Genomic DNA, 14,239 nt, shown 5'->3' with positions numbered 1-14,239 from the left:
CTCCCCTGCCCCCTGCCCCATCTTGATCTGTGCGAGTGCCACCACAGCTTGCACTAACTCTTCTGGATCGAGGGGCTTGGTAACGTGGCGTTGATAGCCACTGGTTATGGCTCGCTGGTAATCATCAACTCTGGCATAAGCAGTCAAAGCGATCGCGGGAATTTGTCCGCCTTTTTCGGGGGTTAAAGTTCGGATCTGTTGAATCAAGGAATAACCATCGACTTCAGGCATCCCAATATCACTGACTAACACATCGGGTTGAAAGGACTCCAGGTTTGCTAACACTTCTGCCGCAGAAGCAACAGTCAAGACTGTAGCTCCGTATTCAGTAAGCAATACTGTTAATAGCTCACGGGCATCGGGATCATCATCCACTGTCAGAACTCGAATTCCCGTGAGTTCAAGTCCTGGTTGTGGTAACTCATCTATCTGCTTGATTTCTGGTTGAAGATTCAGCAGTGGCAACTGGACTGTAAAGGTAGCTCCCAAGCCAACACCCGGACTGTCAGCCATGATGGTGCCGCCGTGAGCCTCAACCAACTGCCGGACGATCGCTAATCCCAATCCTAACCCGCCATACTTGCGAGTAATTGAAACATCTTCTTGACGGAATGACTCAAAAATATACGGGAGAAACTCAAGGTTAATGCCTTTACCAGTGTCACGGACGATAATCTGTGCCTGCTCATCTACTTGCTCTAATCGGATTTCAACCCGTCCTCCCTTGGGGGTAAACTTGATAGCGTTGGAAAGTAAATTCCAAACGATCTGTTGCAAGCGGTTGGAATCTCCAGAGACTTGCCCAATATTTGGCAGCACCGGATGCAACGAAATTGATTTGGCAATGGCTGCTGTAGTTACCGTGTCGATCGCAGATTCAATAATAAATGCCAGATTCACAGGTACAGCATCTATGGTGAGTTTGCCGCGCAGAATCTTGGCAACATCCAGCAAGTCATCAATCAGTTGAGTTTGCAGTTTGGCATTGCGTTCAATGGTGGCTAAAGCTTCAGCTGTTTTGGTTTCACTAAATTTACGGGTTTGCAGCAGTTTTGTCCAGCCGAGAATTGGGTTGAGAGGCGATCGCAATTCATGGGAGAGAACGGCAAGAAACTCATCTTTGATCCGATTGGCGCGTTCGGCTTCGGCTCTGGCTGCTTGCTCTAGCTGAAATAGGCGATCGCGTTGGATTTCAGCTTGTTTGCGATCGGTGATATCCTGTACATTACCCACCATCCGTACCGCATTGCCCACAGCATCATAGAAAACCTGACCTCTAGCCGCTAACCAGCGAATGCCATCAGGATGTATAGTACGGAAGTCATCTTCATAGTACTCTTCCTGTTGCTGGATGGTGCGACTCACTGTTTCATTGGCTGAGGTGCGATCGTCTGGGTGCAGGAGACTTAACCAAAGTTCATAGGTGATTTCCTTTGTGGTTGGGTCAAGCCCAAACAGATTGACGTACTCTTCAGATACATGAGCGCTATTGTGGATAATGTCCCAGTCCCATAATCCCGATTGCGTCGCTTTGTACGCCAATTTCAACCGGGCTTCGCTCTCCTGCAAGAGGAGTTCTATCTTTTTGCGATCGCTAATGTCTCGTGAAATCAACAAGATTCGTTCCAGCTGCCCAGAAGCATCCAAAATCGGGCTAACGACCACTTCCCACCATTTCGGAGTGCCTTTTACAGTTGGGCAGTATCCGCTAAAAATGCTGACTTTGCCTGTTTTGGTGGCAGCAAGTGCCTCCTCTGCCTGTTGCCGATAACTGCCTTCCCAGAAACAGAGCCATTCATTATTGAGATAAGAATTTAAATCATTAATTTCCATCAAACACAGTCCACCTGTATTCATGTACAGCAGCCGCCCATCAAGGCTTAATACCTTGATGCAATCAGAACTGCTGTCTAAAATGCGGTTTTTAAATTCTTCACTCTGGCGCAAGGCTTCTTCAGTTTGTTGGCGAGTGGTGATATCTCGCCAAGTAGCAACAAATCCGTCTCCAAATTTAGCCACGCGGATATCAAAGGCTCGAACTAAGCGTTGTTGCCCGTAATCATCCTCATAAAGTAGGCTGTCTTTAATGAGCGGCTGTCCTGTTTCTACTACCTGGCAGTATTCATTAAACAATCCACTTTCATGATGCCCTGGTAGTAATTCACACAACCCATGCCCAATCTGCTGCTCATAAGTCATTTGATTGTTGAAACAAGCCGCGCTATTGACATATTCAGTTACAAAATCGACAATCTGTCCCCGATCATTCCGTACAGCACGGTATACCCCAAAGCAGTCCAGCATATTTTCAACTGAAGTGCGGAAGCGTTCTTCGCTCTTTCGCAGAGCAAGTTCTGCCTGTTTGCGTAAGCGAAGCTCGTCGTAGACATCGCTGATATCATGATGGATGCCTGAAAGACGGAGTGGATTGCCCTGTCGATCCCGCGAAACTACCTTTCCGTGGTTGGCTATCCATTTCCACTCCCCAGACTTGGTTAACATTCGATATTCAAATTTGTAAGACACCGAATCGTCGTGAAGATGAGCATTCAACCGTTCCATCACCCAAACTTTATCGTCAGGATGAATCAGTCGCTCCCAGGCGCTAAAGTCCCCAGGTAAATCTCCTTGCTCATATCCCAACATTTCCAGCCATTGGGAACTTAAATAATCTTCATTGGTAACAATATTCCAATCCCAGAGACCGCCACCAGAACCTTCCAGTGCCATTTGCAGGCGTTCTTCACTGTCTCGCAAGGCTTGCTCTGCCTGTTTGCGTTCGCGTAGCGCAGCTTGCTGTTCGCTGATGTCTTCGGCAATACCTGCAAACCGATAAATCTCTCCGGTTTCATCTCGAAGGGGAAAGCAGCGATCGTGAACCCAGCGAATACTACCATCGGCTAAAATAATTCGGTATTCCTCATCGAATTTACCTGCGACAGCTTTTTCATGAAACGCTCTGTCTGTCGCTTCTCGATCTTCTGGGTGGATATGATCGACCCATGCTTGTTGTCCTTGATACAATTCCTCTGGGTTCAATCCCCACAGGCGTTTATATGCAGGACTAACATAGCTGACCCGATTTTCCTGTACCTCTTTGATCCAGAACACCGCATCAATATTTTCTGCAAGCTGCCGAAAACGTTCCTCACTCTCGCGCAGAGTTTCGGCTGACTGTTTGCGTTCGGTGATATCGAGATCGATACCCGCCATCTGAATCGGTTGCCCGTGTTGGTCGTAGAATACCTTGCCCTGGCTCAGTGCCCACCGAATCTTACCATTGGGATATACTACCCGAAATTCAATGTCATAGTCTTCTCCAGTGGCGATGGCATGATCGACGACTGCTAGAACGCGATCGCGATCGTCTTGGTGCAACCGCGCCACAAACATTTCAAATGAGCCGTCAAACTCTCCTGGTTGCAGCCCAAATAAGGCTTCCAGGTTATCCGACCAGGTAATTTTTCCCGTTTGGATGTTCCAGTTCCACGTTCCCATCCGAGAGGCTGAGAGTGCCAATCGCAGATGTTCTTCGCTTTGGCGCAGTTCTGCTTCTACCTGTTGGCGTTCCTTTAGCTCACGCTGTGCCTGCTGATACAGTTCTGCCTGTCGCAAGGCGATACTCATCTGAGTTGCCAACTCTTTAAGCAAGTCAATTTCTAAGGGCTGCCAAAATCGCGGGGAGGTACAATGATGAGCAATTAGCAATCCCCAAAACTGGTTGTCTTGCAGAATTGGTACAACCAGATGAGCTTTGACTTGAAACTGTGCCAACAATTCACCGTGGCATGGGTCAATACTGCTGTCATGAATGTCCGATACTGCCGTTACTTGCCCCTGATAATAGCCTTCGATATAATTCTTGATAAAGGCGGGATCGTAGCTAACAAGTTGCGGTCGATTGGAGGTGATGTAGGTCTCAGCTAGGAAGGGATCTTGGATAGTAGAAGAAAGAAGCGATCGCCACTCTGTCCCAACTGATTCTGCCACTACTGTCCCATCCCCACCAGGATTTAACCGAAAAACCAGGACGCGATCTGTGTGGAGAAACTGCCGCACCTCGGCTACAGTTGCCTGAAGAATTTCATCCAGATTCAGAGATAAGTGAATTTGCTGGGTAATTTGCGCGACTACGCGCTCTCGTTCAATACGCTGTTGCAGTTGGGTGCGTAGCCGCACTGTTTCAATTGCCCCATTGATTGCTATTTGTAGCCCTTGTGCGGTAATTTGCTCTTTGACAATATAATCTTGTGCGCCGGCTTTCATCGCCTGAACTGCGATCGCCTCATTGCCCTGCCCTGTGACAACAATCACAGGTAGGCACTGCTGTTGAGTTGAGGTTTGCAATTTAGCCAGAAATTCCAGTCCGTCTATGTCAGGCAGTCGATAATCAAGTAAAATGGCATCTGGTTGATGTTGCTGGAAAAGTTCTAGCCCTTGCTGTCCAAGGGTTCCTTCTAGGAAAGTGTAAGAATATTCGCGATCGCGCAACAAATACCGCCGATATAGCTCTCGATCTTCTGGGGAATCATCGACAATTAAGAGGGTGCGCTGTTGCTGAGACATCGTGAATTAATTGAGCGGATAGAGTTCAAGCCCACATTCCGCAGGTTATCATAGGGAGATTACTATTTTTGAAATAGCGCTAAAATCCTCATCCATGTAAGGATTTTACCATACCCTCTATTTTATGACTTTAGGAAAAGTCTATGATAATCCTGTGCGCCGACTTTCATCGCCTGAACTGCTATCACCTCAAAACATTGCAGTTGCTCGTCCGAAAAGGCAACAGTTGCAGGCAATTCAGGATTATCCCGTCCCTGAATCAGTTGAGCGTGAACTCTTATTGGATTTTCCACCACCTCTTACTCCCTACAACTCCTTCTGTTAGTAGTTTACTTGGACTTGTGTATACACCGTAGCCGACTTGGAGAGGGAAAGAGTTAAGACCTGATTTCGATATCGTATAACTGGCAGAGGGTGAGGAGTTTTTGTTTAAGGCGATCGCGCACATTCTCTGGTAATATCACTACACAATCTGGTGCATATTGCATAACTTCGCGGATAAACCAAAAGGTACTAGATACTCGCCTAAAAACTCGCCGGACTCGCGCTTTATCTGGTAGCCACTCATTAACATTGTCTTCAGGTTTAGCTTGATAGGCAAAAGCCAAACCTGCAAATAGATGCATTTCCACTTCTATCTCAGCTAAATTAGTTCGCCACTCACCAGAAATTGGCATGACAGCAGCTTCAGTAATCCTGTCTAATCGCAAACTCCAGTTGTGAACCAGTTCTGGTATATCAAAGTTTCCTTCTGTCTCTTCGCACCAGCAATCAAGATATTGCCGCTTTTCGTGAGGTGTAACTTTGGCATGGCGAACGGTAAAGTTTAATAAGTGTCCGGCTGCATCTTGATAGGAAAGCTGAAAGGGCTGTTCGCGCAAGATATAACGGTCTATCTCTAAGCGCCAAGGTGGGGGCAAATTCTCTAAGAAACGTTCAATTTCGCCTCGCAACGGTAATGATAGTTCGCTGCGTTCGAGAAGTAAGTTTGCAATGATTTGGGCTTGTTCAATTTGCCCGATGTCTGTCAACGCATTGATACATCTATGTAATGCCCTGATGCGTGGTTCTTTCCAATCGTTATTGTTACCGATGAGTAACTTCCGTTGAGCGATCGCTTTAATTAACTTAGAGATGTTAGGCTCCTCTCCCCACATCATACCGAATTCACGAGCGATCGCTTCTAGCTCGGCTTTATCACGTTCTGATATCGACAGTGTAATAGATTGACCTTTTCGACTCATGAAAAATGTCCGTATACTTTGTACTTATTTTCTCTTGTCAACTTCTATTTTGCGTGCCAATATAGTTTTTAGCAACCAGTTACGGACACTATTTAAGTGTAAGTCCAAATATAGAATTAGGAGAAGAGGATTCATTGAGAAGAATTAGACAAATTTGGAGAAGTTTCAATGACTAAGAACGATTTACTATCTCGAATTTCCATTGATCCCGATATTTGTTTCGGTAAACCTTGTATTAAAGGTCATCGTATATGGGTTAGTTTAATTCTCGACCTTCTTGCAAGTGGAGAAAAAATAGAGACGATTTTAGAAGAATATCCCGGTTTGGAACGAGAAGATATCCTAGCCTGTATTGCTTATGCTGCCGAGATGACAAGAGATAGCTATGTAGAAATTCCTTTAGGATTGCAAAAGGAATCAAAAAAGTGAATATTAAACTTGATGAAAATCTTGGTAGTTTGCGAGTAGCTACATTATTGCGTCTTGCAGGACATGATGTTGCTACTGTCCGAGAACAAGGTTTAATTTCAACTCATGATGAGGAATTAATTGACATTTGCCGTAGCGAGAATAGATGTTTAGTAACGATAGATAGAGGATTTGGAAATCGTCTTAAATATAATCCTTCTCACTATACAGGAATTATAGTCATTCGTTTACCATCCCGTCCTAGTTTTGAAGATTATCGCACAGTTACAGAAACTCTAATTTCTGGACTTGAAGCAGCAGATGTGACTGGTAAATTATGGATAATTCGACAAGGAAGTATTCAAGAATATCAGGATATTGAGGCAGAGGGAAAAGACAAATGACGGAAGCATACAAAATTACTCTCAAGCCTGTTTACTCCAAAACCGTCCCGACACCTGACGGGGTTAAATTACCTAAAGATTGGTTGCTTTCTTGGCATCAAGCCGCAACTTTAGAAGCGTTGCGCGATCCAAATATTGATGTAGTATTCAATACTGCGATGACTGGCGATGGTAAAAGTCTCGCGGCTTACCTAGAAGTGCTTCAGGGCGAATTTTCTGCGATCGGACTTTACCCAACCAATGAACTCGCCCGCGATCAAGAAACGCAGATTAAAGGATATGTTGAGAAATTTCAGCCAGAGAATCAGCCGCGTGTAGTGCGACTGAGTGGGGCTGATTTAGAGATTTATGCTGAAAATGAAGGATTGAAAAAAGGAGCTGCGATCGCAACTCTGACTAACCAGAGAGAAGCGTTATTAACTAACCCTGATATTTTTCACTACTTACATCGAGGTGCTTATATAATTCGTAGCGATAGTCCAGATAAGTTATGGGGCAGAATTGATAAAGATTTTGACTTGTTTATTTTTGATGAATTTCATGTTTTCGCAGCTCCACAAATTGCTAGTGTGATTAACACAATGTTGTTGATTCGCTGTACAAATCGCCGCAAGAAATTTCTGTTTCTCTCAGCCACACCAGATACAAACTTAATTGGGCGATTAGAAAAAGCAGGATTTCGTTGTCAAGAAATTGACCCTCTAAAACAAAATAAATATCAGTTTCCCGATACACCAGAAGAAGGGCAGCAACTGCAAACACAGGGATGGCGGCAAGTAGCGCGAATAATTAGATTGAATTTTATTCCTTTGGAACCGTCCTTTAAAGCTTCGGAAACTTGGCTAAAAGAAAATATTGATTTGATTTTAGCTCAGTTTCAGCAGTATCCAGGAAGTAAAGGTGCAATCATCCTTAACTCAATTGCAACAGTCAAACGCCTAACTCAATTTTTTCGGGAAATCTTACAGCCTTACGGATTGAAAGTTGGAGAAAATACAGGGCTATCGGGAAAAGGAGAAAAAGAGCGAAGTCTTGCTGCTGACTTGGTTATTGGTACTAGCACAATCGATGTAGGGGTTGATTTCAAAATCAATTTTTTAATTTTTGAATCATCCGATGCAGGTAACTTTATCCAACGTTTAGGACGCTTAGGAAGACATGACGAATATGAGAAAGATGGTCAGATAGTTAAGTTTGAGAATTTTACAGCTTTTTCTCTAGTTCCTAACTTTTTGGTAGAGCGATTGTTTAAGGGTGATACTCCACCGTTAGAAGTGAATAGTATTTGCGATCGCCCCTTTTTTCACAATACAATTACTGAGAATTATCGACAAATCAACGATTTTCGTGGTTATTATCGTCGATGGGGTGCTGTGCAATCATTTTGGCTGTTTTATCAGTTGAGCGATCGCACAATTAAACAACAGTATGCCCAAAGCCGAGACAAGTTTCAAGAAGCCTGTGAACAAGTATTTGAAACTAGTCTAAAGTCTGCGGCTGGACGTGTTTCGGGATGGGCGAAAGATTGGCAAGCGCTTTCTGGTAAATCAGGAAATCCTATTGCTGAGGATGCTGCTAGTTTTCGAGGTTCAAGTCCTTTGCAATGTGGTTTATACGACTTAACGGAAGAAAACGAAGCAGATAGATTTAAAACCTACGATTTACCGGGTATTTTGGGCAATTTAGAAATTGAAATGTGGACGGAAGCGGCATTTATACGGACACTTAAAGAAACCGCAGAACGCACGGGACAACCCATCGCCAAAGGTAGATTTGCTCATTGTCTAGCATTTATGAAGTTGCGTTCCTACCGAGAGGAACGGCTGAACTGGAAGTTTACCTATTCTGGCAACTTGCAGCCAATTGCTGACGCTTGGAAAGTTCAGGTTTTGACTGGTGTGGAAATTTGGCAACCAGACAACTATTGGGTTGGGGAAATTAACAAACGCCTAAAAAAGGAAGGTTTGGTTTGTTACGTGATTCGCCGTCCTCTTGCTGAAGTGCGGATGCGGCTAAGGCTGCCGATGAATTTTCAGATTTATGGCATCAGCGATCAGTATAGCTTTCATGATGCTACTGCACCGTGTGCGATCGCTTTTGGTCACTCTGCGCTACTGCTGGATACGCTTGCTTACACGTTTAAAAGCAAAGGAAATGAGATATGGATTACTTGAGGTTTCAATCCCTGATAGGGATTTTGGTTAGTGTAACGGAGAAAAAGCTTACGCCAGTAAGTTCAGACGTATTTATTTCAATCCCTGATAGGGATTAGTAATCTCACCTTATTTATATGGTGAGTCTCCGTCTGATCTGAGAGTAGCAGATAGTAAAGGAAAGTAACCGCCATCAAGTGCTGACTTATTTGACTAGATATTTATAACGTTAAATAAGTCTGTTAACTTATTGGATTTAATATATTGCAATCGGCTTTCGCTTAAGTTAGTTTTTGAGTATGCGATTAGTAAGGCTGGTAGTTAAAAGAACCATCCGTTCTAATGGGCTGTATGTAAAGTTACCTTAAGGATTGAAAGATGCGAAAACGTAAGAAGACTAAGGTTGAGCTATTAATTGAAGTCTTAGCAGATGGTGAATGGCACTGGGGCGATGAACTAGCTCAACCCGATAAAGTCGGTTGGCGCTTTGGAGATGCTGTAGATAAAGCTCGTGACAAAAAAGGCTTTTCAATAGTGAGAGAGCGAGTTGGACTCAAACACAAGTATCGTTTGCCCAAATATTAACCGATATTAATGTGGTGTTAGCGAATTTCTTGGTTAAACAGAGAATTTTTTGCTATAGAGGGAAGCTGAACAGTAGGTTACGGCATTAAGTTCAGGCGTAATTAGTCTCAACCCCCTAGAACCACAAAGCAAAACTTGTGGCAGATAGCTGGGTACAAGTCTGGTATACATCAAAACCTTAAAGCAGTTGATTTTATGAATGCTTCCTTCTTTTCTTAGCGTAAAAATATGATTGGCAAAGAAAAACAATTCCTTCTCTGACATAACCCATGAACGAACAAAAACTTTTAGAAAGAATCACAGTCAACCCTAAAATCTTTGGCGGTAAACCAATTATTCGAGGTCATCGCCTTGCGGTTGAACATATTTTTGGGATGTTGGCGGCGGGAGATACTATCGAAACCTTGCTAGAAAGTTATCCCTGGTTAGAACGGGAAGATGTACAAGCCTGTTTGCTCTACTATGCGCGTCGGCTAGTTGGTGATGAATAAGTTGAATCTTTTCCGCTATGAGTAACCCGGTTTCAGACAATTACAGACATTTGCCAATGGAAATAAAACAGCGTATTCGTTCAGCCCAGTACGAAGCACTAAAAGCAGTTAATCGGGAAATGATTAACCTCTACTGGGACATTGGACAGATAATTGTTACTCAACAGCAGGGCGCTAGTTGGGGAAAATCTGTAGTAGAACAGTTAGCAAAAGACTTACAAGCAGAGTTTCCAGGAATTAGCGGATTTTCTGCTGCTACCCTCTGGCGGATGAGGCTTTTTTATGAATCCTATGTCAACAATGAAAAACTCGCACCAATGGTGCGAGAAATTGGATGGAGTCACAATCTGGTCATTGTAGAGAAGTGCAAAAATGACCTAGAACGGGAATTCTATATCAGAATGACTCGTAAATTTGGCTGGACAAAGAATGTTTTGATTCACCAAATTGAAAATCAAACCTATGAAAAGACTCTGTTGAATCAGACTAACTTTGATAAAACTGTTCCAGCAGAGATCCGTAACCAATTAAAACTAGCTGTCAAAGATGAATATACTTTTGATTTCTTGGAACTAGCAGATGAACACAGTGAACGACAGCTAGAACAGGCGATTTTGGCAAGAGTTGAACCATTCTTGCAAGAAATGGGTGGGCGGTTTACTTTTGTTGGCAGTCAGTATCGCTTAGAAGTTGGCGATAAAGAATTTTTTATTGACCTGTTGCTGTATCACCGCCAATTAAAATGTCTAGTTGCGATTGAGTTAAAAACTGGAGAGTTCCTACCTGAGTATGTGGGAAAAATGCAATTTTATCTGGCGGCTTTAGATGATTTATCTCGATTCCCAGACGAAAATCTCTCAATCGGAATTATTCTTTGCAAATCCAAGGACAAAACTATTGTTGAGTATGCACTGAGAGAATCGAATAAACCAATTGGTATAGCAACTTATAAACTGTTTTCTACGTTGCCTCAAGAACTAAAAAATCAGCTTCCGGCTCCAGAGCAAGTTGCCAAGTTGCTAGAAGGCGTGGAGTAAAAAAATGGAGTTTGAAAATGTCTAATGATGATTGGTTATCAGGTGATTTTGGTTTTGATGGTGATTCTTCAGACCGTACTATTGAAACCAAAGGCGAATTATTAACACTCAAGCTATTACGAGAAGCAATTCAATCTCAAAATCCAGATGATAAGGTAATGGCAGACTTTGGTGAGTATGTTTTACCAAATCTGTTGCGGATAGCGATTGGTGTAACGGCGAAAGGTGGTAAGTTTTTTGATGAAATCGACCAACAGCGAGAAGCTGAAGGAAAAACTAAAGTCAGACGAGATAACGCTGCTGATCAATCACTGAATACTCACTTATTAAATGGATTATTCCCAGCAAATTTAATTGAGAAACGTTTAGAAAAACTTAATACCACAGTGCAGCGAGTGGTAAAAGAGCGAGAACGGCGTTTGGTAATTGCTGGATTTATTTTACATGATTTTGAAAAGTTTCCTGATGTACCTGAAAACTGCCGCAAGTTGCCGTTAGCAGAACATCGTGAAATTATTGGTAAAAAAGTTCATCAGTTAGGACTAGATAACTTTATAAATCCAGAAAATCCTGAAGCTTATCGAGAGTATCTAGATGATTTGTTGTGCATGGCTTATAATGCTCAACGTCGCTGGGATACTAACTGGAATTTTTCTGAATTTGGGTTAAATCCTATTCTCAAAGACCGCACGCTTCGCAGTTTATCTGATTTAACTTGTTTGGCTGATTCTCTCGCCTCAATTGTTAAACATCCCCAAGATGCAGAACATCCTAGACTCAAAGAAATCATCCACAGCCTCAGTGATGGACAGTTGAAATTTACCTATCACAGCATTGCTGAGAATCGTGGTGTTTTAACTAATGTGGTGAATAATGCTTTAATTCAGGCTCATACTAGTCTCAATACTGATGAGCATACCTACTATGAACCTTTATTATATCTGCCGACAGGCGTTATTTACTTGGCTTCGCGCAATGCTCCAGCTATCTCGCCGGAAGATTTACCAGACCGTGTAGTTAACAGTATTAAATCACTTTGTGCAGGTCAATTACGCCTCAGACAAACAGGGTTTGGTAGAGATGGTAAAGGTATGAAATATGCCGAATACTACAACTTATTTTTTGACGACATAGGCTTGATAAAAGTAGCCTTAGATGCTACATTACGCATCTTAAACCCTAATAAAGCCTCTGTTGCTAAAAGTCGTAGCGAAAATCTGAATAAGTTTCAACAACAAAATGTTTTATCTGCTGATTATGACTTCAAATTTGAAGACGATATTCGTATTGACCAAATAGCAGAGTTTGGTGATTTAGTTAGCCGCAAGATTTGGGAAGAAACAGTTAATCGCGTTGATTCTGCTCGTAAGAAAGATAAAAAGCTGCCAGCAGTTCCCGATTTTGATTTAACTCACAAAGTTGCAGAATTTTGGAATTTAGCAGAATGTTTACCCCAAATTAGAGAAATTCAACGCATTAATGAAAGTCTCAAAGAAAACAAGTTAAAGGGAAATACTGGAGGAGTACCTTATGAATGGTATTATCTTGCAGCTAAATATTTAGAACATCATCCAGGAATTGAAGATGTACGCGAAGCTTGTCAGCAAGTCATTGACTATTTGACAACCTTAATTTCTCCGATAATTTCTCAGTATGAATTGCCTGATGGTTGGGATGATTTAAGGCTTTGGGTAAAACGAGTTGTGATGTTACCAGGTACTAATCAAGAGCCATCTGTTAAAACTCAAGTTGAAACATTTCTAAATGAGTTAGATAATTATAATGCTGCGAAAAAATTAGGGCGAGGGAAACAATTAATCTGCTCAATTTCTCATTCTGCTTACACAGTCACTGAGCAAATGGAATCAGCAGTTTTATTTACGCCACAAGTTTATACAAACAAGCAAATGTTAGGAGGTTCTAACGCTAAACGTAATATCTCCAGTATTGCAGGTGTGGAGATGATGCTCAGGCAAATATTGATGAATCAAACTCAAGCTGTAGGTAAGCGATTTGAAGATGGGAAATATCGCTATCTCTATTTTTATCCTACTTATTACTTTACTCCAGAGACTAACAAGTTTTTGCAGAAAGCATACAATGGTATTGCTCAAACTCGCTTTGATACCAGCGTTCGCAATCATTTTATCAGTAAGGATTTACAGGCGGATTTGGGGCGCGATCGCTACCAAAGTGTAGACAGTTTCTTAATCGATGAAAACCTCCAGCGTGACAAGGATCGCACCTTTAAGCTTTCCTATCCTGAAGACCAGCCTTTAACATTTTACTTCATGGCACTCCCGCCAGGAAGAGACAGCACCGATACAGAATCTTGGGTAATGCCAACTTGGTTAGCGTTTGCTTTCCCGATGATTTTAGATGTTAAAACTGTGGTTTCAGAGTCACCAATTCCACCTTTTAATGATGGGGCTGAATTTGAGGAAAGCGTTTTCCTTGATAGTGCGCCTCATGCTTTCCGTGCTTTAGTAAAGCGCGATCGCTTCCGTCTTGACTACATCCTCGAAGGCTGGAATGAAAATGGCATCCAATACCCAGCACCTTTAAATGTGCTTACCGCCGCTTACGCCATTCATTTAGATGTAAATGCGCGACAGGGTAAGTCTGGTTACGATGCCAACTGGGGGAGATTTACAGAACTGGCTAAAGATTTTGAAACCAGTTCTTTGTACGTCTTTTCTTATCTCAATCGCTGGGTGCGTAACCAGGGATCAGATACAGCACGAATTGAAAAAATCCGGCTTTATGCCTATCATTTTTATCCTTGTTTTGACCCTTATGTGAAATATGACACTAATATGGAGCAATTAATTGTGGGAGAAGCATCAAGTCTGAATCATCCTAAGAAGTTAACAGATTTATACCGCAGATTTTACCGAGCTAATAAGCGTTATAATCCTAAGTCTAATGCTGTGTTGAAACCTGTTGATATTGCGGCTGAAACTATACTCAAAGCTGAGTCAAGTGTGTTTCAGGGAGAAACATTAGTTGTGGCTGTTGCAGCAGAAGTTTTTAAACTCATGGATCGCGTTCATTCTTCTACTGCTGAAGGACGCTGGATCATGAGCAAACGAGAAGAAGAACGGCAAGCTGTTCTAGATTTTGCCAAGTATTTTGTAGTGGAGGTATTTGATAACGCATTTGCAGGCGATCGCGCTCGTTTAGCAGGCCGTCAACTCAACTTAATTAGGGATACTTGCGAATTTCTTTATCGTCTTGAAGATGACAAAGAAAATGCAGGAAGAAATGAAAATATTCCTGTAATAGATGATGTTAATGAACCGGAATAAATTCTTCCTCTAGAAGTAAACAAGTAGTAAACAATTTTTTGGA

Annotated in this window: 10 protein-coding genes; 8 read left to right on the top strand and 2 right to left on the bottom strand. The window is 42.4% G+C overall.

The features are described from left to right. Positions 1-4,566, bottom strand: a 4,566-nt coding sequence (locus tag G1O98_RS16620; protein ID WP_163929814.1) for a PAS domain-containing protein, incomplete at its 3' end; no start/stop codon positions are given. A 124-nt stretch (positions 4,567-4,690) separates the two neighbouring features. Between G1O98_RS16620 and G1O98_RS16615 the strand changes: the two genes are divergently transcribed. Continuing rightward, positions 4,691-4,891, top strand: coding sequence for a hypothetical protein (locus tag G1O98_RS16615; protein WP_163929813.1), 201 nt, complete (start codon positions 4,691-4,693; stop codon positions 4,889-4,891). Between the two features lie 52 nt (positions 4,892-4,943). On the opposite strand, the gene G1O98_RS16610 is transcribed toward G1O98_RS16615, so the two are convergent. Further along, on the bottom strand, positions 4,944-5,810 hold the full coding sequence (locus tag G1O98_RS16610; protein ID WP_163929812.1) for a WYL domain-containing protein: 867 nt from the start codon (positions 5,808-5,810) through the stop codon (positions 4,944-4,946). Positions 5,811-5,978: 168 nt separating this feature from the next. On the opposite strand from G1O98_RS16610, the gene G1O98_RS16605 reads away from it, so the two are divergent. The 7 genes from G1O98_RS16605 to cas10d all read left to right on the top strand — a co-directional run bounded on the left by G1O98_RS16605 (position 5,979) and on the right by cas10d (position 14,196). Next, complete coding sequence (locus G1O98_RS16605; protein WP_163929811.1) at positions 5,979-6,239, top strand: DUF433 domain-containing protein; 261 nt, start codon at positions 5,979-5,981, stop codon at positions 6,237-6,239. Further along, entirely contained in the window at positions 6,236-6,622 is a 387-nt protein-coding gene (locus G1O98_RS16600; protein ID WP_163929810.1) for a DUF5615 family PIN-like protein, read from the top strand. The genes G1O98_RS16605 and G1O98_RS16600 overlap by 4 nt, the downstream gene beginning before the upstream one ends. Continuing rightward, a complete protein-coding gene (gene cas3, locus G1O98_RS16595; RefSeq protein ID WP_163929809.1) occupies positions 6,619-8,796 on the top strand; it encodes a type I-D CRISPR-associated helicase Cas3' in 2,178 nt (725 codons plus the stop codon). Before G1O98_RS16600 ends, cas3 begins: the two co-directional genes overlap by 4 nt. Before the next feature lie 357 nt (positions 8,797-9,153). Then, the gene (locus tag G1O98_RS16590) at positions 9,154-9,360 is read left to right on the top strand and encodes a hypothetical protein (RefSeq protein ID WP_163929808.1); all 207 of its coding nucleotides are present in this window, start codon (positions 9,154-9,156) and stop codon (positions 9,358-9,360) included. 269 nt (positions 9,361-9,629) lie between these two features. Then, the gene (locus tag G1O98_RS16585) at positions 9,630-9,851 is read left to right on the top strand and encodes a DUF433 domain-containing protein (protein ID WP_163929807.1); all 222 of its coding nucleotides are present in this window, start codon (positions 9,630-9,632) and stop codon (positions 9,849-9,851) included. Between the two features lie 17 nt (positions 9,852-9,868). Continuing rightward, positions 9,869-10,888 carry a PDDEXK nuclease domain-containing protein gene (locus G1O98_RS16580; protein WP_163929806.1) on the top strand — a complete coding sequence of 340 codons (1,020 nt, stop codon included), beginning with the start codon at positions 9,869-9,871 and terminating at the stop codon, positions 10,886-10,888. Positions 10,889-10,905: 17 nt separating this feature from the next. Further along, positions 10,906-14,196 carry a type I-D CRISPR-associated protein Cas10d/Csc3 gene (cas10d, locus tag G1O98_RS16575; protein WP_163929805.1) on the top strand — a complete coding sequence of 1,097 codons (3,291 nt, stop codon included), beginning with the start codon at positions 10,906-10,908 and terminating at the stop codon, positions 14,194-14,196. Positions 14,197-14,239: the final 43 nt, after the last annotated feature.

This window comes from Nostoc sp. UIC 10630 (assembly GCF_010747425.1).
Classification (GTDB): domain Bacteria; phylum Cyanobacteriota; class Cyanobacteriia; order Cyanobacteriales; family Nostocaceae; genus Nostoc.
This window is presented reverse-complemented; position numbering and strand designations above follow the sequence as displayed.

Coding starts and splice junctions, on each gene's coding strand:
- G1O98_RS16615 (WP_163929813.1), top strand. CDS start 4,691: ATGACTTTAGGAAAAGTCTATGATAATCCTGTGCGCCGACTTTCATCG.
- G1O98_RS16610 (WP_163929812.1), bottom strand. CDS start 5,810: ATGAGTCGAAAAGGTCAATCTATTACACTGTCGATATCAGAACGTGAT.
- G1O98_RS16605 (WP_163929811.1), top strand. CDS start 5,979: ATGACTAAGAACGATTTACTATCTCGAATTTCCATTGATCCCGATATT.
- cas3 (WP_163929809.1), top strand. CDS start 6,619: ATGACGGAAGCATACAAAATTACTCTCAAGCCTGTTTACTCCAAAACC.
- G1O98_RS16590 (WP_163929808.1), top strand. CDS start 9,154: ATGCGAAAACGTAAGAAGACTAAGGTTGAGCTATTAATTGAAGTCTTA.
- G1O98_RS16585 (WP_163929807.1), top strand. CDS start 9,630: ATGAACGAACAAAAACTTTTAGAAAGAATCACAGTCAACCCTAAAATC.
- G1O98_RS16580 (WP_163929806.1), top strand. CDS start 9,869: ATGAGTAACCCGGTTTCAGACAATTACAGACATTTGCCAATGGAAATA.
- cas10d (WP_163929805.1), top strand. CDS start 10,906: ATGTCTAATGATGATTGGTTATCAGGTGATTTTGGTTTTGATGGTGAT.